Source organism: Avibacterium gallinarum, from assembly GCF_002921135.1.
In the GTDB taxonomy this organism is placed as follows: domain Bacteria; phylum Pseudomonadota; class Gammaproteobacteria; order Enterobacterales; family Pasteurellaceae; genus Avibacterium; species Avibacterium gallinarum.
The window spans coordinates 48,721-70,121 of record NZ_PQVJ01000021.1; the positions used below are offsets into that span (position 1 = coordinate 48,721).

Below are 21,401 nucleotides of genomic sequence, written 5' to 3' on the forward strand. Positions count from 1 at the left end.
TAAGTGGTAAAAAGTGGTGTTTTGTGGTAAAAATTGCAAAATTCTGTAAAAAATAATCGCACTTATTTTTAACAAGAGATCTCAAACAATGTTTCGTGGCGCATCATCGGTAAATCTGGATTCAAAGGGACGGCTTGCCATTCCTACCCGTTACCGTGCCGAGATCCTAGAAAAAAATAATGGGCAAATGGTTTGCACGGTGGATATTCGCCAACCTTGCTTGTTACTTTATCCCTTAGATGAATGGGAAGTGGTTGAGCAAAAATTATTAAGTTTGTCGAATTTTGATCCTGTGCAACGCAGTTTACAGCGTGTGATGCTTGGTTATGCCACGGAATGTGAGCTGGATAGCGTAGGGCGAATTTTAATCAGCGCGCCATTACGTCAGCACGCGAAACTAGAAAAAAGCACGATGTTAGTGGGCCAGTTAAATAAATTTGAAATTTGGAGCGATGTAGAATGGCAGGCTCAAATTCAACAAGATATGGCTCTCGGTGCAAGTGGTCAGCTTGCCCAATCTCCTGAATTAATCACGTTGTCTTTATAAGAGAAGATTAACTTCCACCAAGACAGCGGCACTAGCAGAGATAAGCGGTATACTTAGGTACACCGCGTTATCTCATTTTAACATTTAATTTTTATTATTTAATAACGACTTATGAACGCGCAGAACCTTTTTTCTTCCCCTGAACATTTCACCGTTTTATTAAATGAAGCGGTGGACGGTTTGGCGTTGAAAGAAAAAGGCATCTATATTGATGGCACTTTTGGGCGTGGCGGTCATTCTCGTCTGATTTTATCTCGTTTATCCCAAGATGGCAGATTAATCGCCATTGATCGCGATCCGCGTGCGATTGCGGCGGCAGCGCAAATTCAAGATCCGCGTTTTCAGATTGAACACAATAGCTTTTCTGCGATCCCTGAGATCTGCGAAAAATTAGGTTTAGTCGGTAAGATTGACGGTATTTTGCTCGATCTTGGCGTATCTTCCCCTCAATTAGATGAAGCCGAGCGCGGTTTTAGTTTTATGAAAGACGGCCCGCTTGATATGCGAATGGATACCACCCAAGGTTTATCAGCGGCAGAATGGTTGCAACAGGTTTCTGAGCAAGATTTGGCTTGGGTGTTGAAAACCTTTGGTGAAGAGCGTTTTGCTAAGCGCATTGCACAAGCCATTGTTAATTATAATAAAAATGCACGCCAAAACGGCACAGAACCACTTAATCGCACCTTGCAATTAGCTGAGCTGATTGCGCAATCGGTTCCTTTTAAAGATAAACATAAACACCCAGCTACGCGTAGTTTTCAGGCAATTCGTATTTTCATTAATGCTGAATTGGAAGAGCTAGAACGTGTTTTACAAGGGGCTTTACAAGTATTAGCGCCGCAAGGACGGTTGTCGATCATCAGCTTCCATTCCCTTGAAGATCGTATGGTGAAACATTTTATGCGTAAGCAAAGCAAGGGCGAAAGTTTGCCAAAAGGTTTGCCGTTGCGTGAAGATCAAATTCAGCGTAGCCAAACCTTAAAAACTATTGGCAAGGCGATTATGCCAAGTGAACAAGAAATTGCCCAAAATGCCCGCTCAAGAAGTGCGGTGCTGCGTATTGCGGAGAGAGTATAAAAATGGTTGAAAATTCAGAACGTTATCCATTGCGTAGCATTATTGCTGAAGATCTCTTTGCCTTGAATAAATTAGTGATGGCGTTAATGGTATTGGTGATTGTGAGTGCATTAAGCACCATTTGGATTACTCACAAAACGCGTGGCTTGATCGCCGAAAAAGGCGAATTAGTGTTGCAACACCAAGCCTTGGAAAATGAATTTTTAAATCTCAAGTTAGAAGAAGCAACCCAAAGCGATAATACTCGTGTTGAAGCAATTGCAACAGGCAAATTACAGATGAAACGTGTTGTGCCAGAACAAGAAGTTTTGTTATTGGAATAGTTAATAGACCCTAAGGTGCAAAATGATCAAGAAGAAAAATCACAGAACAAAGCGTAGCACCAGCACAGGCAGTGCAATTAAACGCAATAAACCTAAAATTTCCTACCATAATAGTTTTTTGAAAGGTCGTTTTTATTGGTCGATCGCCGCTGTCGTACTTGGGTTAAGTGCCTTGATTGCACGCGCGGCTTATATACAAGTGGTAAATGCCGATCCGCTGGCTGATGAGGCGGATAAACGCTCAGTGCGTACTCAGCAAGTGCTTTCTGTGCGTGGTTCAATTTTAGATCGCAATGGACAACTTCTTTCTGTCAGCGTACCGATGTATTCTGTGGTGGCTGATGCTAAATTCGTGTTTGAAGAAAATTCTTTGCAAGATAAAGAACGTTGGCAAGCGCTCGCCAAAGCCCTTGGGGTTTCTTATAGCAATTTAATTAAGCACGTGGAAAAAGATCCTTCTTCTCGCTTTGTATATTTATCTCGTCAGGTTTCTCCAACCGTTGCTGATTATATTAAGCAGCTGAAAATCAAAGGCGTTGTGTTAAAAACAGAAGCACGCCGTTTTTATCCAAGAGTGGAAGAAACCGCCCATTTAATCGGTTATACCAATATTGACGGTGAAGGCATTGAAGGCATTGAAAAAAGTTTTAATTCCTTACTAGTGGGGAAATCGGGTTCACGCACTTACCGTAAAGATAAATTTGGGCGTGTGGTGGAAGATATTGCCGATGTTAAAAAATACGATGCACATAATGTTACGCTAAGTATTGATGAAAAACTGCAATCTATGGTTTACCGTGAAATCAAAAAAGCGGTTACAGCAAATAAAGCAGAATCAGGCACAGCTGTGTTAGTAGATATTCGCACAGGTGAAGTATTGGCAATGGTGAATGCGCCTTCTTATAACCCGAATAATCGTACTGGCGTGAAAGCCGATCTTATCCGCAACCGTGCAGTAACGGATATTTTTGAGCCGGGTTCTACGGTAAAACCTTTTGTTGTTTTAACCGCACTTCAACGTGGCGTGGTGGGACGTCATCAAGTGATTAATACAGGGCGTTTAGTGCTAAATGGACACGAAGTCAAAGATGTGGCACCAAGAGATAGCCAAACCCTTGATGAAATTTTAGAAAACTCCAGTAACCGTGGTATGAGCCGTTTAGCCTTATTAATGCCACCAAGTGCCTTAATGGAAACCTATGAAAATGCAGGCTTAGGAAAACCGACAGAACTTGGGCTAAGCGGTGAGCAATCAGGCTTATTAAATGCAAACCGTAAGCGTTGGGCAGATATTGAGCGTGCCACCGTGGCTTATGGTTATGGCTTGAATGTAACGCCAGTGCAAATTGCACGTGCTTATGTGACCTTAGGCAGTTTCGGGATTTATCGTCCACTTTCTATTACCAAGGTTGATCCGCCTGTTATCGGACAGCGTGTATTTTCCGAGAAAATCACCCGTGAAGTGGTGAATATGATGGAAAAAGTGGCGATCAAAAATAAACGCGCAATGGTGGAAGGCTATCGTGTTGGGATCAAAACAGGGACAGCGAAAAAGCTAGAAAAAGGCCGTTATGTGGATAAATATATTGCTTACACCGCAGGCATTGCGCCAGTGAGCGATCCGCGCTATGCACTGATCGTTTTGATCAATGAGCCGAAAGCGGGGCAATATTATGGTGGGGCGGTTTCTGCACCATTGTTCTCAAATATTATGGGCTATGCGTTACGAATGAATAACGTTCCGCCTGATGCGGTGGAGCAACAAAAAGTCGCCAAACGCACCGTTCGTTTAAACACTCAGAAAAAAGATGAAACAACGAACTAATTTTTGATCAAGGAAAAATAATGAAAAAACTCACCGCACTTTTGGGGATCGATCATTTGCCCCAAGAAGTTGAGCTGACCGAAATGACGTTAGACAGCCGCTCTGCAAAGACTGGCTGTCTTTTCGTTGCTATAAAAGGGCATCAAACGGACGGCAGAAACTACATTCCGCAAGCTATTGCTAATGGCGCAAGTGCGGTGCTTTTTGAAGCAGATTTTGCGCAGCAACACTTAACCGTCAAAATGGAACAAGGCATTCCGCTCATTGCCTATTATGAATTACCGCAACATTTATCGCGTCTTGCAGGGCAATTTTATAATGATCCTTCAGCCCATTTAACCCTCGTTGGCGTAACAGGAACGAACGGCAAAACCACGGTGGCTCAGCTTGTGGCACAATGGGCAAACTTGCTTGCTCATAAAAGTGCGGTAATGGGAACGATTGGAAATGGCTTGCTTGGGCAAATTAAGGAAGCGGCAAATACCACCGGTTCAGCCATTGAAATTCAAGCTACCCTTGCAGAATTTGTACAGGCTGGCGCAGATTTTGCCGCCATTGAAGTGTCATCACACGGCTTAGTGCAACATCGCGTTGAAGCACTGCAATTTGCCGTGGCCATTTTTACCAACCTGAGCCGTGATCATCTTGATTATCACCACACAATGGAAAATTATGCTGCTGCGAAATACCGTTTATTCAGCGAGTTAAATAGCACATATAAAGTGATTAACGCCGATGATCCTGTGGGCGCACAATGGTTACAGCAATTACCCAATGCCATTGCGGTGAGCTGTAAAGCGGATTATCAACCAAACCATAAACAATGGCTCAAAGCAGAGCAAGTTCAATTCCACAATCAAGGGGCGATTATTCATTTCACATCAAGTTGGGGCAAGGGTGAATTGCATAGCCCATTGATTGGCGCATTTAATGTCAGCAATTTATTATTTGCTTTCGCCAGTCTGCTTGCCTTAGGTTATTCATTAGACGAACTTTGCCAAAGTGCGGGGCAATTACAAGGTGTTTGTGGGCGAATGGAACGTTTGAATGCGGCAAATCAAGCCACGGCGATTGTGGATTATGCACATACGCCAGATGCCTTAGAAAAAGCGTTGCAAGCAGCACGTTTGCATTGTGAAGGCGCGCTTTATTGCGTGTTTGGTTGCGGCGGTGATCGGGATACAGGGAAGCGTCCGCAAATGGCACACATTGCAGAGCAGTTTGCCGATTTTGTAATTGTTACGGACGACAACCCACGCACAGAAGATGCCGAAAAAATTATGCAAGACATTCAAGCGGGATTTGTGGATTTAAGCACGGTGCAGATTATTCATCAGCGTGATCAAGCGATTCAACAAGCGCTCAAAATGGCACAACCGCAAGATGTGGTGCTGATTGCCGGCAAAGGCCACGAAGATTACCAAATTATTGGCACAACGAAATTGCCGTTTTCCGATCAAGCGACAGTAAAACAATATTTTAGTGAAACGAAATGATTAAATTAACCACCCAACAATTGGCTGATATTCTCAATGGCACGCTTTATGGTGATGGGCGTATCGCGATTGAAAATATCAGCACGGATACCCGTCAAGCCAATCCGCAAGGGCTATTTTTTGCTTTAAAAGGTGAGCGTTTTAATGGGCATCAATATTTAGCCAATGCCGTGGAACAAGGCGCATTGGCGGTGATCGTCGATCATCAATGTGAAATAGATGTACCACAAATTGTTGTGGCGGACACTCGTCTTGCCTTAGGACACCTAGGCAAATGGCTAAAAGCGCAAATTAACCCTTTAACGGTGGCGATCACGGGATCATCAGGCAAAACCACGGTGAAAGAAATGACTGCCGCCATTTTGCAACAAAGTGCGGGGGATTTTTCCCAAGTTTTATTTACCAACGGTAATTTCAATAATGATATTGGCGTGCCATTAACCTTATTACGCCTTACCCCGCAGCATAAATTTGCGGTGATTGAATTGGGCGCCAATCATCTAGGTGAAATTGCGTACACCACGGAATTAGTGCGTCCTAACGTGGCGATGGTGAATAATGTGGCCGCTGCACATTTGGAAGGTTTTGGTAGCCTTGCAGGCGTGGCACAAGCCAAAGGCGAAATCTATCAAGGGCTTGCGCAACAAGGTATCGCCTTGATTAATTTAGATTGCAATTATCTGGTGGATTGGCAAAAGAATATTGGCGATCACCAAGTGCGGTCGTTTTCTTTAACAAATTCACAAGCGGATTTTTATGCTGCGGATATTCAGCTCACCGGGCAAGGATCGCAATTTACCTTACACAGCCCACAGGGCGAGATTGCCATTCAGCTGCCTTATTTAGGCGAGCATAACATCAGCAATGCGTTGGCAGCAACCGCGTTAGCGATGAATGTGGGCGCAAGCCTTTCTGATGTGCAACAAGGCTTGGCAAAAGGCGCAAAAGTGAAAGGGCGTTTATTCCCGATTCAGCCTTGCGAAAATTTATTGTTACTCGATGACACTTATAACGCCAATGTGGATTCCTTGCAGTCGGCGATTCAAGTGTTACAAAAATATCCCGCTTTTCGCATTTTAATTGTTGGCGATATGGCAGAATTAGGCGAAAATAGTCAGCTTTGCCATCAGCAAGTGGCGGACGCGGCGAAAGCGGCACAATTAGATTTTGTGGCAAGTTTTGGTCAGGAAAGTGCGGTGATTTCAGCTCAAAGTGGTGGAACACATTTTACTGAACAAGCCGTCTTGGCGGATTTTATTACTCGCTTAATTAAAGAAAAATTAGCACAAAATCAATCCGTTGTGGTGTTAGCCAAAGGCTCTCGCCGAATGCAATTAGAAAATGTAATTGAATTATTAAAGGATAATTTCCAATGTTAGTTTGGCTCGCGGAATATCTCCAGCAATATCAAAGTGGCTTTAATGTCATCTCTTATATTACCGTGCGTGCGATCTTGGCATTATTGACCGCACTGTTAATTTCATTATGGATCGGCCCTAAAGTGATCCGCCGTTTACAAATTCTTAAATTTGGCCAAGAAGTGCGTAATGACGGGCCAGAAAGCCATTTAAGCAAAAAAGGTACGCCAACTATGGGCGGAATTATGATTTTATTCGCCATTACCGTTAGCACCTTGTTTTGGGCGAATTTAGCTAATCCTTATGTTTGGTTTAGCTTATTTGTGTTGCTCGGCTATGGCGCAGTGGGCTTTGTGGACGATTACCGCAAAATTACCCGCAAAAACACGGACGGCTTAATTGCACGCTGGAAATATTTTTGGCTATCGGCCATTGCGCTCGTTGCGGTATTTGGTATGTATGCCGTGGGGAAAGACACCGATGCCACACGCCTTGTCGTACCATTCTTTAAAGAAGTGATGCCACAGCTCGGCTTGTTCTATGTGGTGTTGGCCTATTTTGTGATTGTGGGGACAAGTAATGCGGTGAATTTAACAGACGGTTTAGACGGCCTTGCCATTATGCCAACTGTCTTTGTGGCAGGGGCATTTGCTTTGATTGCGTGGGCAACAGGTAACGTAGAATGGTCAAATTATTTGTATATTCCGCATATTAAATACACTTCTGAACTGGTGGTGTTCTGTACCGCCATTGTCGGTGCGGGATTAGGCTTCCTTTGGTTTAATACTTACCCAGCGCAAGTGTTTATGGGCGATGTGGGATCGCTCGCACTGGGCGGCGCATTAGGTGTGGTGGCCGTGCTAGTTCGCCAAGAATTTTTATTAGTGATTATGGGCGGTGTGTTTGTAATGGAAACCCTGTCTGTAATTTTGCAAGTGGGGTCTTACAAACTGCGTAAACAGCGTATTTTCCGTATGGCACCCATTCACCATCATTTTGAATTAAAAGGCTGGCCTGAACCGCGCGTGATTATTCGCTTTTGGATTATTTCCTTAATGCTTGTATTACTTGGCTTGGTTACTTTGAAGTTACGTTAAAAAGGTTAAGAGCAAACAATGAATCAATATCAAGATAAAAATATCTGTGTAGTAGGCTTAGGCAAAACAGGGTTGTCTTGCGTGGATTATTTGCTTGCGCAACAAGCTAAGGTGCGCGTGATGGATACCCGCCAATCACCAGCGGGTGTGGAACAATTACCGCCAAATGTGGAAGTGCATACAGGCGGCTTAAACCCACAATGGTTGCTGGAAAGCGATATGATTGTAATCAGCCCAGGGCTTGCAGTAAAAACACCAGAAATTTACACCGCACTTCAAGCTGGCGTTGAAGTGGTGGGCGATATTGAATTGTTCTGCCGTGCTGCCGATAAACCGATTATTGCCATTACGGGCTCAAACGGCAAAAGCACGGTAACCACCTTAGTAGCAGAAATGGCGAAAGCCGCAGGCTTAAAGGTGGGAATGGGCGGCAATATTGGCATTCCAGCCCTTTCTTTGCTTGAACAAAACCACGATATTTATGTGCTAGAGCTGTCGAGCTTTCAACTGGAAACCACTTACAGCTTAAAAGCCATTGCCGCGACCGTATTAAATGTGAGCGAAGATCATATGAACCGCTATGTGGATTTAGAAGATTATCGCCAAGCCAAATTAAACATTTACCATCATTGCCAAACTGCGGTGATTAATGCAGAAGATCCGTTAACCCAACAAGACGGCACAGAGCGAGCGAAGCAGCAAGTGAGATTTGGCGAAACGAACGCTGATTATTGGCTAAAAAGCGAAAACGGTAAGCAATATTTAATGGCTTATGAAGAAATGATTTTACCTTGCGATGAAATAAAATTGACAGGTCGCCATAATTATATGAATGCACTGGCAGCTATTGCTCTTGCACAAAGTGCGGGGATAAATTTGCACGGAATTTGCACCGCACTTCGTGAATTTACAGGGCTAGAACACCGCTTTCAACTCGCCCATTTCTCCAATGGCGTGCGTTGGATCAACGATTCTAAAGCCACTAATGTGGGTAGCACTGTGGCAGCACTCATAGGCTTACAGGTGGCAGGTAAACTTTATCTATTGCTCGGCGGTGATGGCAAAGGCGCTGATTTTTCTGAACTCGCTGCGTTGATTAATCAACCGCATATTGAGTGTTATTGTTTTGGGCAAGATGGAGAAAAATTGGCGAAACTTTCAGAGCAAAGTCATTTGTTTGACACAATGGAACAAGCAATTGAAGCCTTTCGTTCGCAACTCAAATCAGGCGATATGGTCTTGCTTTCCCCAGCTTGTGCGAGCCTTGATCAATTTGCCTCATTTGAAAAGCGTGGCGAAGAATTTACCCGCTTAGCCAAATTAAGTTAGAGAATCATCAATGCAGTTTATTGAAAATTTAAAAGTCCATTCAAGAATTACGCCAAATAATTTGCTCTACGACAGAGCGTTATTATGGCTCTTTGTGAGTTTGCTCGTGATTGGATTGATCGCTGTATCTTCTGCGTCAATTCCTGTGGGAGCGAGATTATTCAATGACTCTTTCTATTTTGCAAAACGTGATGCCATCTATGTTGTGCTGTCAATTTTTGCTTGCTATACCGTATTAAATATTCCAACGACTTTCTGGGAAAAGTATTATGGCTATATTTTTTGGATTGCAATGATTTTGCTCGTTATGGTGCTTATTCCTGGAATTGGCTCAAGAATTAATGGGGCTAGACGTTGGATTCCAATGATCTTCTTTAACTTCCAGCCTGCTGAATTTGCTAAGTTGGCACTTACTTGCTTCCTTGCTAGCTATTTTACCCGCCGTTATGACGAAGTGCGTAGCCGCAAGCTCAGTGCATTCAAGCCCTTAGTCGTAATGGGATTATTGGGCGGTTTATTATTATTGCAACCCGATCTAGGAAGTACCGTTGTTTTATTTGTGATTACCTTTGGTTTACTTTGGATTGTGGGGGCGAATTTCTGGCAGTTCTTTGCCTTGGCTTGTTCTGGCGTCTTGCTTGTATTATGGCTAGCGATTTCATCGGCTTACCGACTGAAACGTTTAACGGGATTTATGGACCCTTTTAAAGACCCTTATGGCACAGGTTTTCAGCTTTCAAACTCATTAATGGCGTTTGGACGAGGGGAGATCACAGGCGAAGGACTGGGAAATTCCATTCAAAAATTAGAATATTTACCAGAAGCGCATACTGACTTTGTGATGGCAGTCATTGGGGAAGAATTTGGACTAATTGGCATTCTCTTTGTGATCACATTGTTAGCGTTATTAGTGTTTAGAGCAATGAAAATAGGACGAGAATCATTGCAACTAGAACAGCGTTTCAAAGGATTTTTAGCTTTCGGTATTAGTTTTTGGATTTTCTTCCAAGGCTTCGTAAATTTAGGCATGGCATTAGGTTTATTGCCAACCAAAGGGCTGACTTTCCCATTGGTAAGCTATGGCGGATCAAGTTTGATTATTATGTCTGTCAGTATCGGGATTTTATTACGCATTGATCACGAAAATCGACTAATGCGAAGTGGACACGCACGCTTGCGTGATGATTAAGAAAAAGGACACATTGTGGCACAACAAAAAAACGTTTATTAGTGATGGCAGGTGGAACAGGCGGACACGTTTTCCCTGCGATTGCGGTTGCACAATATCTACAGCAACAGGGTTGGGAAATCTGTTGGCTTGGTACGCAAGATCGAATGGAAGCACAATTAGTGCCTAAACACGGTATCCCAATTAAATTTATCCAAATTTCAGGCTTGCGTGGCAAAGGCATAAAGGCGTTGCTTGCCGCACCATTTAAAATTGCACGGGCGATTTTCCAAGCGAAAAAAATTATTCAAGAATATCAGCCTAATACCGTACTTGGTATGGGCGGTTATGTTTCAGGGCCGGGTGGCGTGGCGGCAAAATTATGCGGTGTACCCATTGTGTTACACGAACAAAATGCCGTGGCAGGACTAACAAATTCTTGGTTGGCCAAAATTGCAACCCGAGTGTTGCAAGCCTTTCCTAACACTTTTCCAAATACGGAAGTGGTGGGCAACCCTGTGCGTCAATCCTTATTTGAAATGCCAAGCCCTGCACTGCGTTTCGCTGAGCGTTCAGGCAAATTAAGAGTGCTTGTGGTGGGTGGAAGCCAAGGCGCGCGCGTGTTAAATCTCACTTTGCCGAAAGTGGTCGAAGCCTTAGGAGATAAATTGACCGTTCGCCATCAAGTGGGGGCGAATATGTCGGAAAAAATCACCGCACTTTATCCGCAAGGGGCTGATGTACAAGTAACGGATTTTATTGATGATATGGCAGAAGCCTATGGCTGGGCGGATATTGTGATTTGCCGTTCTGGCGCATTAACGGTGTGTGAACTTGCTGCCGTAGGAACGCCCGCAATTTTCGTGCCATTCCAACATAAAGACAGACAACAATATTTGAATGCAAAATATTTAGCGGACGTGGGCGCAGCTAAGATTATCGAACAAAAAGATCTCACGCCAGAAGCATTGATTGAGATGTTGAACCAATTTGATCGCAGCCAATTATTAACAATGGCAGAGAAAGCCAAGGCAATGGCAACGCCACAATCGGCTCAGCAAGTGGCTGAGGTGATTATGGCAGTAGCAAAATAAGAAGAAAGGCAAGAGGCAGAGCAATGAAAGAATTTCAAAAACGAGTAAGACAAACCGTGCCAGAAATGCGCCGCGTGAAACAAATTCATTTTGTCGGTATTGGTGGTGCGGGAATGGGCGGTATCGCGGAAGTCTTGTTGAATGAGGGTTACCAAGTAACAGGATCGGATATTGCGGAAAATGCAGTAACGCAACGTCTAAGTGCGTTAGGTGCAAAAATTTATTTTTCTCACCAAGCAGCCAATGTTGATGGCGCGAGTGTGGTGGTGGTATCCAGCGCCATTAAAGATGATAACGTAGAAGTGGTGGAAGCGCACAATAACCGTATTCCTGTGATTCAACGTGCGCAAATGTTAGCGGAAATTATGCGTTTCCGTCACGGCATTGCCATTGCAGGAACACACGGTAAAACCACCACAACTGCAATGATCTCAATGATTTATGCGCAAGCAGGGCTTGATCCAACGTTCGTCAATGGTGGATTGGTGAAATCAGCTGGCACAAATGCTCATTTGGGGGCAAGCCGTTATTTAATTGCTGAAGCGGACGAAAGCGATGCGTCTTTTTTACACTTACAACCAATGGTTTCGGTGGTAACCAATATTGAGCCTGATCATATGGAAACCTATCACGGTGATTTTGAAGAAATGAAACAAACCTATGTGAATTTCTTACATAATTTACCGTTTTATGGCTTAGCGGTAATGTGTGCAGATGATCCTGTGCTACTTGAGTTGATTCCAAAAGTTGGGCGTCAAGTGATCACTTATGGCTTTAGCGAAAATGCAGATTATCGCATTGAAGATTATCAGCAAACAGGCTTCCAAGGGCATTACACCGTGGTTACTCCACAAGGTGAACGCGTCAATGTATTGCTTAATGTACCGGGTAAGCATAATGCGTTAAATGCAACCGCAGCCTTTGCCGTGGCGAAAGAAGAAGGCATTGGCAATGAGGCTATTTTAGCTGCCTTGGCCGATTTCCAAGGCGCAGGACGCCGTTTTGATCAGCTTGGTCAGTTTATTCGTCCTAACGGAAAAGTGATGTTAGTGGACGATTATGGGCATCACCCAACAGAAGTGGGTGTAACCATTGAAGCAGCGAAAAAAGGCTGGGAAAACAAACGAATTGTGATGATTTTCCAACCGCACCGTTATTCGCGTACCCGTGATTTGTTTGATGATTTTGTGCAAGTGTTATCCCAAGTTGATGTGCTATTAATGCTTGATGTGTATGCCGCAGGTGAAGCGCCAATCGCAGGGGCAGATAGCCGTTCGTTATGCCGTTCTATTCGTAATTTAGGTAAAGTTGATCCGATTTTTGTGGCTGAACAAGAAAGTCTTGCGGAAATTTTGGATCAGGTTATTCAAGACGGTGATTTAATTTTGGCGCAAGGCGCTGGCAATGTGAGTAAACTATCCCGTCAATTAGCCGATAAGTGGACAGAAAATTAATTGGAAGTAGTATGAAAAAAACATTAAAACAAGAAAAAATTGCCGTGTTACTTGGCGGAACTTCTGCCGAGCGTGAGGTTTCACTTAATTCAGGCGAAGCCGTGCTTAATGCGTTAAAAAGCCTTGGTTATGACGCGCACCCGATCGATCCGAAAACCTTTCCTGTGGCGGAATTAAAACAACAGGGCTTTGATCGTGTTTTCAATATTTTGCACGGACGTGGTGGGGAAGACGGCACAATGCAAGGCTTGCTTGAGCAAATTGGTATTCCTTACACAGGCTGTGGGGTAATGGCATCTGCCTTAACAATGGATAAAATGCGAACGAAAATGCTGTGGAAAGCTTTTGGTTTGCCTGTGGCAAATATGGAAATCGTAACAAAATCAACAGTATCCGAACTAAATCCTGCGGCAGTTGTCGAAAAATTAGGTCTGCCGTTAATGGTAAAACCTTCGTTGGAGGGTTCAAGTGTAGGGCTAAGAAAAGTCAATCAACTTGATGAATTACAAAGTGCGGTGGAATTTGCCTTAGGTTTTGATGATACCATTTTGATTGAAGAATGGCTTGCAGGTGATGAATTTACTGTGCCTGTTTTAGATAATGAAGTGTTGCCTTCAATTAAAATCGTGCCTGAAGGTGAATTTTATGATTATGAAGCGAAATATGTTTCCGATAATACGCAATATTTTTGCCCAGCAGGTTTAACTGAAGAACGTGAGCAAGAATTGCGTCAATTAGTGAAACGTGCTTATGATGCGGTAGGTTGCCGTGGTTGGAGTCGTATTGATGTGATGATGGACGGTGATGGACAATTCCGCTTAGTGGAAGTGAACACCAACCCAGGAATGACCAGCCATAGTTTATTCCCGAAATCAGCAGCAACCGTAGGCTATTCTTTTGAACAGCTTGTAGAGAGAATTTTGGAGCTTAGTGTTTAATGAAGTTATGGCGACATAAAGCGACACAAAGCATACGCACTGGAGAGCCAAGATCTCGCTTTTTTATGCAGGTCAAGCCATTAATTGTGCTATTATGTCTAGGGTTAATGTTTTATGTTTACTCAAATTGGCAAAATTGGCTCGAAAAACTAGATGATCGCCCTATTAGTGCCTTTAATCTCGTAGGAACACCAGCATTCACCACTGATGAAGATGTGCGTGATATGCTGATAAAAATGGGCGATCTTAAAGGTTTCTTTGGGCAAGATGTGAGTTTAGTGCGTGAGCAAATCCAAAAAATGCCTTGGGTTAAACAAGCCGTAGTGAGAAAAATCTGGCCTGACCGACTAAACATTTTGGTCAGTGAATATACGCCTGTCGCCGTTTGGAACGATAATGAATTTTTATCTAGCGATGGCGTGGTATTCAAATTGCCAGTGGATAAATTACAGGATAAAAATTTACCGCACTTAGCAGGGCCGGATTATCAGAGTTTAGTGGTGCTAGAGGCGTGGAAAAAGATTTATCAAGATCTAAAAACGAAAGGATTAACATTAAAATCCGTCGCCATTGATGATCGAGAGGCTTGGCAATTAGAACTTGATAATGGCGTATTATTAAAATTGGGACGGGGAGAATGGAAAAGCAAACTCGATCGTTTTGCCACCATTTATCCGCAAATTGAAGTTCCTGAAAATAAAAAGTTATCCTATGTCGATCTCCGCTATAAAGTAGGGGCTGCCGTAGGAATGGTTGATATAAACGAATAATTTTACCTGATAAGAAGTTAGAAAATGGCAAAGATTGTGGAATCAAAAACGATTGTTGGATTGGAAGTCGGTACTTCTAAAGTCGTCGCTGTTGTGGGTGAAGTGTTGCCAGACGGCGTAGTGAATATCTTAGGCGTGGGAAGCTGCCCTTCCAAGGGCATTGATAAAGGTAGCATTACTGACCTAAACGCAGTGGTTACCTCAATTCAACGAGCAATCGAGGCGGCGGAATCTGTGGCAGATTGCCAAATTATAAGCGTTACCTTAGCCATTACGGGCGATCACATTCAAAGCTTAAATGAAAGCGGTTTTGTGCCGATTGCTGAAGGTGAAGTTACACAAGAGGAAATTGATTCCGCAATGCACACAGCCAGCTCAGTGAGAATGGGCGAAGGGCTTTCCTTATTGCATATTATTCCGCAAGAATATGCCGTAGATAAACAGGTAAATATTAAAGATCCTTTAGGCTTACAGGGCGTTCGTTTAAAAGCGCAAGCACATTTGATTGCCTGTCATCAGGATTGGCAAAACAACCTTAAAAAAGCGGTAGAGCGCTGTAAATTAAAAGTAGATAAAATCGTTTATTCGGGCGTGGCATCAGGTTGCTCCGTACTAACAGAAGATGAAAAAGATCTTGGCGTATGCTTAATTGATTTCGGCGCTGGCACAATGGACATTGTGGTTTACACCAACGGCGCATTGCGTTTTAGTAAAGTAATTCCTTATGCAGGAAATCGTGTTACCGATGACATCGCCTATGCCTGTGAAACCTCAAGAACAGAAGCTGAACGCATTAAAGTGAATTACAGCAGTGCGTGGAATCCGCCATCTTCACACCCAGAAAAACGAATTGAAGTGGCAGGCATCGGTGGACGTGCGCCGCGTGTGCTAACAAAAGAACAATTATCAGTTGCGACTTCTGCGCGTTATGAAGAATTATTAGGCTTAGTTCGCCAAGAATTAAACCAATTACAGTACGAACTTGAAAGCAAACAAATGAAGTTTGAATTAATTGCAGGTATTGTAATTACTGGTGGTGGCGCACAGATTGAAGACTTAAAACAATGTGCAACGAAAGTGTTTGGAATGCAAGTGCGTATCGGTAGCCCACTAAATATTACCGGCTTAACCGATTATGTAAATAAACCGCAATATTCTACTGTTGTGGGGTTATTACAATATAACCATAATGATGAAGATGAAAGCCCAATTAACGAACAATATGGATCAGGAGAGAGTTTCTTAGGGGTATTCTGGTCAGGATTGAAAAAAGTTGTAAATAAAGTGCGGTCAGAATTTTAACCACTTTTATTTAAAATGGGAGAAACAAAATGAATGATACATTATTGATCAGCGTGCTTGGTATCGGAACTTATGGCACAAAAGCACTCCATATGATTATGGATAAAATGCAGAAAAACGATCAAGACGATACGTTCATTACCGCATCAAATAGCAATGAATTTGCGTTTTATGCCATAGATAACGATAAAGACGTGCTTAATTCAAGTAACGCGCAAGATAGCTTATTGCTCAGTGATGAATTAAATCAAGAATCTTTGGCGGATCAACAAGTAGAAAAAAATTACGCCAAATGGTAGGCGATAGCGATTTCGTTATTTTGGTTTCAGTCATTGGTGGTAACACATCGTCAATGGTGATTGCAGCGGTTGCAGATAGACTTAACACAATGAAAATCCCAATGGCGGCGGTAGTCGTGAAACCGTTTGATTTTGAAGGGCAAAAACGCATCAATAATGCAGAGATTGCGATCAGCAAATTGGAAAAATTAGTTACAACCCTTAAAGTGTTAAATAATAACGAAGTGATCGCAAAAACTGATAATCAACCTTTAAAACAACTGTTTGCCCAAGCGGATAGTGAATTGGTTGAGTTCGTATTAAGTTTTAGTGAAAAACATTTTATTGCTTAAGAATAAAAGTGCGGTGGAAAATTTACGATTTTTTCGACTTCTTTTATTATTTTTGGGAATTTTTAGCAATAAAGTGCGGTCAGAATTTTGAGAATTTTTATTTTTCATCTACAATAAGAGCAATTTAAGTTTTAATTTTGTGCCAGCAAATCTTGGCATTAACGGAGAATAACTATGTTTGAACCAGTGGATTATGATCTTGGTGATATGAACGGCGCATTGATTAAAGTCGTTGGTGTTGGCGGTGGTGGCGGTAACGCCGTAAACCATATGGTTGCTAATATGATTAAAAACGATATTGGTGGCACATTAGTGGGCGCTGATGAATTAGCTTTCCCAACAACAAATGACGAACACGATAGAATTATTTTCTATGCCGTAAACACAGATGCGCAAGCATTGCGTAAAAGCAATGTGCAACAAACTGTTCAAATCGGTGGTTCAACAACCAAAGGACTTGGCGCGGGTGCGAACCCAAATGTAGGGCGTAAAGCCGCAGAAGATGATCAAGATGCCATTCGTGCAATGCTTGAAGGGGCTGATATGGTGTTTATCGCCGCAGGTATGGGCGGTGGTACAGGAACAGGTGCTGCACCAATCGTTGCGCAAATTGCAAAAGAATTAGGTATTTTGACTGTTGCCGTAGTAACCAAGCCTTTCTCATTTGAAGGTAGAAAGCGTATGCAATTCGCTGAGATGGGAATTAAAGAGCTGTCTAAACACGTTGATTCTTTGATCATCATTCCAAATGAGAAGTTATTAAAAGTATTAGGTAAAAACATCAGCTTAGTGAATGCTTTTGCTGCTGCAAATGATATTCTCCGTAATGCAGTAACAGGTATTTCCGATATGATTACTTCTCCGGGTCTAATCAACGTGGACTTTGCAGACGTTCGTACCGTAATGTCTGAAATGGGGCGTGCAATGATGGGATCGGGCGTTGTTCAAGGTGAAGCTGGTGATGGACGTGCAGAAAAAGCGGCACAAGAAGCGGTTGCTAGCCCATTATTGGAAGATGTGGATTTAGCCGGCGCAAGAGGGGTGCTTGTTAATGTTACCGCAGGTTTTGACCTAACCTTAGACGAATTTACCGTGGTGGGTGATACAATCAAAGCCTTTGCTTCAGAAGAAGCTACTGTTGTGGTGGGAACAACCTTAGTGCCAGATATGACAGATGAATTGCGCGTAACGATTGTTGCAACGGGTATTGGTGATATTGATGAGCCAGATATTCAAATTGCACCGCGTACCGCACCATTAGGTCAGCCGATGCAAAAAGCAAATCCAGAACCATTTGGGCAACAGCAGGCAACAGGTTATCAGCCACATAATCCACAACAAGGACAAATGCCAAATCGCCCTGCGGATTTAACGAATCGAAATATTTTAGATACGCCAATTACTGATCGCTTAAATTCTCTTAAAAGAGAAGACGGTTTAGTGAATGCGAACAGTTTTATGCGCAAACCAGAAGATAAATAAAGGAATAAATCTTATTGTCATACAATGGATTTAGAAAACATTATGATTAAACAAAGAACCTTAAAACAGAGTATTAAAGTAACAGGCGTGGGGCTACATAGTGGCAACAAAGTAACCCTAACCTTACGCCCAGCAATGGCAAATACTGGGGTGATTTACTGCCGTACGGATTTAAACCCACCGGTAACGTTCCCAGCCAACGCAAATGCCGTGCGTGATACAATGCTTTGTACTTGTTTGATAAATGAAGAAGGCATTCGTATTTCGACCGTAGAACATTTGAATGCTGCGCTTGCAGGCTTAGGCATTGATAATGTGATTATTGAAGTGGACGCGCCAGAAATTCCAATTATGGACGGCAGTGCAAGCCCATTCATTTATCTTTTATTAGATGCAGGCATTGAAGAACAAAATGCAGCAAAAAAATTTATTCGCGTGAAAAAGCCAATTCGTGTGGAAGACGGCGATAAATGGGCAGAATTTAAACCTTACAATGGTTTCCGTTTAGATTTCACCATTGATTTCAATCACCCTGCGATTGGTAAAGATGTGCGTAATTATGTAATGGATTTCTCCGCACAAGCGTTCGTACAACAAATTAGCCGTGCAAGAACCTTTGGTTTTATGAAAGACATTGAATATTTACAATCACAAGGTTTAGCGTTAGGTGGTAGCCTAGATAACGCTATTGTGCTTGACGATTATCGCATCTTAAATGAAGATGGTCTTCGCTTTAAAGATGAACTAGTGCGCCACAAGATGCTTGATGCTATTGGTGATTTATATATGTGTGGTTATAACATCATCGGTGATTTCAAAGCCTATAAATCAGGACACGGCTTAAATAACAAATTATTAAGAGCCTTGCTTGAAGATCAAGAGGCGTGGGAGTTTGTTACCTTTGAAGATAAACAGCAAGTACCACAAGGCTATCTCGCGCCAAATCAAGTATTTATCTAAATCGTAAAACGAATAAAGCCATATTAAAAAATATGGCTTTATTTTTCACCGCACTTTATTTTATTCACTTTTTTCCATTTCTATCCGTTTCACAATATCTTGCAAAATCGTTTTTAATTTTTCAAAAACAAATAATACTCGCTCACTCACCACACTTTGATAAGGGCGATATAAATAAAGCTGCCATTTTTGTTTTTCCACCTCTGGAAACAGTTCTACCAATTTGCCTTGATCAATATAAGGCTGGCATAAAATATCAACCAGCTGCGAGCAAGTTCGCCCCACCAAAGCGGATTGCAATTCGCTATACATATCAGAAGCCAAAAATTTCGGGTGAGTTGGAATAAAATGCTGTTGAGTATTAATTTGCCAGTGCCAAATGCGTTTTAGTTTCGGGTTAATCAAGCCACTGAGTGGGTAGTTTAACGCCAGATCTTGCAGGCTTTCAGGCGTGCCTAAGCGTTGCAATAATTTCGGTGCGGCAACAATTTTTTCTTGCAAGGTGAAGATGTGGTGTGCAATCCAATCTTGCTCAGGCTCAAGACAGACACGCAGCCCAATATCAATTTGATCATCAATGGTTTTCAGCTTATCTAGAGAAACACGCCAATCAATGACCAAATTAGGATAGGGTTCAAGTGCGGTCAATAATTCATACAAAACCTGATCATTATAGGGCATTGGCGGCAGGGTAATTCGCACAATGCCTTGCATTGCTTTATCATTAATTTTTTGCGAAGAAAACAACCGCTCGCTATCAGCCAATAGCTGTTGCGCTTGGGGCAGAAATTGTTCGCCAAATTCGGTGAGTTTAATGCTACGCGTATTACGTTGAAACAAACGTTCACCCAGCAGACTCTCTAGCTCGGCAATCATTCGGGTTACCACTTGTGGCGATACCGCAAGGCGTTGTGCAGCTTCGCGAAAATTTAAGGTTTCACTGGCAACACTAAAATAACGAAGTGCATCAAGTTTATTCATATTATTCCTTTTTTGCGAATAGTCTATTCCGATTTTATCCCTTTTCAATGTAATTATCTAGGGATAGAATGCACGCCAGAAAAAACGCTAAAACGGTTTTTCATAGTGAACTTTATAAGATAAAAACTTTTGGAGAGTAAAATGACAGATTTAAGTAAAAACCCCGTGGCGGATCGTGCTGAACACAATGCGTTCTTCCCATCAGAATATTCTTTAACACAATATACCAGCAAAAAAACAGATTTTGACGGTTTCAAATTCGATAAACCTTATACTGGAGGTAAACACAAAGTATTAATGATCGGTACAGATGAGCGTTATATCGAAATGCAAAACGGTAAATTATTCTCAACAGGTAACCACCCCGTTGAAATGTTATTACCTATGTTGCATATGCACCACGCTGGTTTTGAAATTGATGTAGCAACCTTATCAGGTAACCCAGTTAAATTAGAAATTTGGGCAATGCCAGAAGAAGATAAAGCGGTAATGGATTTATATAACCAATACTTGCCAAAATTAGTAAATCCGAAAAAATTAGAAGACATTTTACCTGAAGTGTTAGCGGAAGATTCACCTTATATCGCCGTATTTATCCCAGGCGGCCACGGCGTATTAGCTGGCGTGCCACACAGCAAAGACGTGAAAAAAGTGTTAGATTGGGCATTAAATAAAGATAAACACGTGATCACTTTATGTCACGGCCCAGCGTCTTTATTAGCGGCTGGCGTAGGCGAAAAAGCGGAAGATTTCCCATTCAAAGGCTATGAGCTTTGTGTGTTCCCAGATTCATTAGATGAAGGCGCAAACCAAGCAATCGGCTATATGCCAGGTAAATTACAATGGTTAGTGGGTGAAAACCTTGCTAAATTAGGCGTGAAAATTATGAACGAAGGCATCACAGGTCAAGTTCACAAAGATCGCAAATTGCTTACAGGCGACAGCCCATTAGCATCAAATAACTTAGGGATTTTAGCTGCTGATGAATTATTGAAAGCAGTGAAATAACCGAAAGGGCGGTGTAAAATTGAGAAAATTTTCACCGCTCTTTTTTATTTAATAAGATCAATGAAATAAGGAATAACAATGAGCAATAATATTCAAGGTAAAGTGGTATTAATCACAGGGGCGTCAAGTGGATTAGGTGAAGAAACCGCGCGCCATTTAGCGTCATTAGGGGCAAAAGTGGTGTTAGGCGCAAGACGCTTAGAGCGTTTACAAGCCCTTGCTGAGCAAATTCAACAGCAAGGTGGCGAAGCCGTTGTAGTGCAAATGGACGTATCAAAACGTGAAGACGTAGAAAAATTGGCACAAGCCGCATTACAACAATTTGGTCGCATTGATGTGTTAATCAACAACGCGGGCATTATGCCGGGCGCGGTGATGAGTGCATTAAAAGTGGACGAATGGGATCGAATGATTGATGTGAATATCAAAGGCGTGCTATACGGCATTGCGGCGGTGCTGCCAACAATGCTTGCACAAAATTCAGGGCATATCATCAATCTTTCTTCTGTGGCTGGTTTGAAAGTGTCATCGGGCGGCGGCACGGTATATAGTGCCACAAAA

General features: G+C 42.5%; 20 protein-coding genes and 1 pseudogene. 20 read left to right on the forward strand and 1 reads right to left on the reverse strand.

What is annotated here, in order from left to right; all coding sequences use genetic code 11:
- The first annotated feature begins 88 nt into the window (after positions 1 to 88).
- From mraZ to lpxC, 18 genes and pseudogenes are all read left to right on the forward strand, one after another.
- The gene (gene mraZ, locus C3007_RS08500) at positions 89 to 547 is read left to right on the forward strand and encodes a division/cell wall cluster transcriptional repressor MraZ (RefSeq protein WP_103854047.1); all 459 of its coding nucleotides are present in this window, start codon (positions 89 to 91) and stop codon (positions 545 to 547) included.
- A gap of 111 nt (positions 548 to 658) precedes the next feature.
- On the forward strand, positions 659 to 1,624 hold the full coding sequence (gene rsmH / locus C3007_RS08505; RefSeq protein ID WP_103854048.1) for a 16S rRNA (cytosine(1402)-N(4))-methyltransferase RsmH: 966 nt from the start codon (positions 659 to 661) through the stop codon (positions 1,622 to 1,624).
- 2 nt (positions 1,625 to 1,626) lie between these two features.
- On the forward strand, positions 1,627 to 1,947 hold the full coding sequence (gene ftsL / locus C3007_RS08510) for a cell division protein FtsL (RefSeq protein WP_103854049.1): 321 nt from the start codon (positions 1,627 to 1,629) through the stop codon (positions 1,945 to 1,947).
- Between the two features lie 22 nt (positions 1,948 to 1,969).
- A complete protein-coding gene (gene ftsI, locus C3007_RS08515) occupies positions 1,970 to 3,772 on the forward strand; it encodes a peptidoglycan glycosyltransferase FtsI (protein WP_103854050.1) in 1,803 nt (600 codons plus the stop codon).
- A gap of 20 nt (positions 3,773 to 3,792) precedes the next feature.
- The gene (gene murE / locus C3007_RS08520) at positions 3,793 to 5,268 is read left to right on the forward strand and encodes a UDP-N-acetylmuramoyl-L-alanyl-D-glutamate--2,6-diaminopimelate ligase (protein ID WP_103854051.1); all 1,476 of its coding nucleotides are present in this window, start codon (positions 3,793 to 3,795) and stop codon (positions 5,266 to 5,268) included.
- Positions 5,265 to 6,647 (forward strand): UDP-N-acetylmuramoyl-tripeptide--D-alanyl-D-alanine ligase, encoded by a 1,383-nt coding sequence (gene murF, locus C3007_RS08525; RefSeq protein WP_103854052.1) that lies wholly within the window; start codon positions 5,265 to 5,267, stop codon positions 6,645 to 6,647. The genes murE and murF overlap by 4 nt, the downstream gene beginning before the upstream one ends.
- Positions 6,641 to 7,723, forward strand: coding sequence for a phospho-N-acetylmuramoyl-pentapeptide-transferase (gene mraY, locus C3007_RS08530; RefSeq protein ID WP_103854053.1), 1,083 nt, complete (start codon positions 6,641 to 6,643; stop codon positions 7,721 to 7,723). The genes murF and mraY overlap by 7 nt, the downstream gene beginning before the upstream one ends.
- Positions 7,724 to 7,741: 18 nt before the next feature.
- Positions 7,742 to 9,052, forward strand: coding sequence for a UDP-N-acetylmuramoyl-L-alanine--D-glutamate ligase (gene murD / locus C3007_RS08535; protein ID WP_103854054.1), 1,311 nt, complete (start codon positions 7,742 to 7,744; stop codon positions 9,050 to 9,052).
- Between the two features lie 10 nt (positions 9,053 to 9,062).
- Positions 9,063 to 10,241, forward strand: a complete 1,179-nt coding sequence (gene ftsW, locus C3007_RS08540) for a putative lipid II flippase FtsW (RefSeq protein ID WP_103854055.1) — start codon at positions 9,063 to 9,065, stop codon at positions 10,239 to 10,241.
- A gap of 26 nt (positions 10,242 to 10,267) precedes the next feature.
- Positions 10,268 to 11,314: pseudogene (murG, locus tag C3007_RS08545) on the forward strand (undecaprenyldiphospho-muramoylpentapeptide beta-N-acetylglucosaminyltransferase); the annotation flags it as partial.
- Between the two features lie 23 nt (positions 11,315 to 11,337).
- A complete protein-coding gene (gene murC / locus C3007_RS08550) occupies positions 11,338 to 12,768 on the forward strand; it encodes a UDP-N-acetylmuramate--L-alanine ligase (protein WP_103854057.1) in 1,431 nt (476 codons plus the stop codon).
- Positions 12,769 to 12,779: 11 nt separating this feature from the next.
- Positions 12,780 to 13,706, forward strand: a complete 927-nt coding sequence (locus C3007_RS08555) for a D-alanine--D-alanine ligase (RefSeq protein ID WP_103854058.1) — start codon at positions 12,780 to 12,782, stop codon at positions 13,704 to 13,706.
- Positions 13,706 to 14,476, forward strand: a complete 771-nt coding sequence (locus tag C3007_RS08560; RefSeq protein WP_103854059.1) for a cell division protein FtsQ/DivIB — start codon at positions 13,706 to 13,708, stop codon at positions 14,474 to 14,476. The genes C3007_RS08555 and C3007_RS08560 overlap by 1 nt, the downstream gene beginning before the upstream one ends.
- A 24-nt stretch (positions 14,477 to 14,500) precedes the next feature.
- Positions 14,501 to 15,778: a cell division protein FtsA gene (gene ftsA, locus C3007_RS08565; RefSeq protein WP_103854060.1), complete on the forward strand. Its 1,278-nt coding sequence runs from the start codon at positions 14,501 to 14,503 to the stop codon at positions 15,776 to 15,778.
- A gap of 29 nt (positions 15,779 to 15,807) precedes the next feature.
- A complete protein-coding gene (locus C3007_RS08570) occupies positions 15,808 to 16,077 on the forward strand; it encodes a hypothetical protein (protein WP_103854061.1) in 270 nt (89 codons plus the stop codon).
- Positions 16,071 to 16,409 (forward strand): FtsZ/tubulin family protein, encoded by a 339-nt coding sequence (locus C3007_RS08575; RefSeq protein WP_103854062.1) that lies wholly within the window; start codon positions 16,071 to 16,073, stop codon positions 16,407 to 16,409. The genes C3007_RS08570 and C3007_RS08575 overlap by 7 nt, the downstream gene beginning before the upstream one ends.
- Before the next feature lie 174 nt (positions 16,410 to 16,583).
- Complete coding sequence (gene ftsZ / locus C3007_RS08580; RefSeq protein ID WP_103854063.1) at positions 16,584 to 17,891, forward strand: cell division protein FtsZ; 1,308 nt, start codon at positions 16,584 to 16,586, stop codon at positions 17,889 to 17,891.
- 42 nt (positions 17,892 to 17,933) lie between these two features.
- Complete coding sequence (gene lpxC / locus C3007_RS08585) at positions 17,934 to 18,851, forward strand: UDP-3-O-acyl-N-acetylglucosamine deacetylase (protein ID WP_103854069.1); 918 nt, start codon at positions 17,934 to 17,936, stop codon at positions 18,849 to 18,851.
- A 60-nt stretch (positions 18,852 to 18,911) separates the two neighbouring features.
- On the opposite strand, the gene C3007_RS08590 is transcribed toward lpxC, so the two are convergent.
- A complete protein-coding gene (locus tag C3007_RS08590; protein WP_103854064.1) occupies positions 18,912 to 19,832 on the reverse strand; it encodes a LysR family transcriptional regulator in 921 nt (306 codons plus the stop codon).
- Positions 19,833 to 19,973: 141 nt separating this feature from the next.
- On the opposite strand from C3007_RS08590, the gene hchA reads away from it, so the two are divergent.
- Both hchA and C3007_RS08600 read left to right on the forward strand, forming a co-directional pair.
- Complete coding sequence (gene hchA, locus C3007_RS08595) at positions 19,974 to 20,840, forward strand: glyoxalase III HchA (protein WP_103854065.1); 867 nt, start codon at positions 19,974 to 19,976, stop codon at positions 20,838 to 20,840.
- A 78-nt stretch (positions 20,841 to 20,918) separates the two neighbouring features.
- A partial coding sequence (locus tag C3007_RS08600; protein ID WP_115261337.1) for an SDR family oxidoreductase occupies positions 20,919 to 21,401 on the forward strand: 483 nt, incomplete at its 3' end.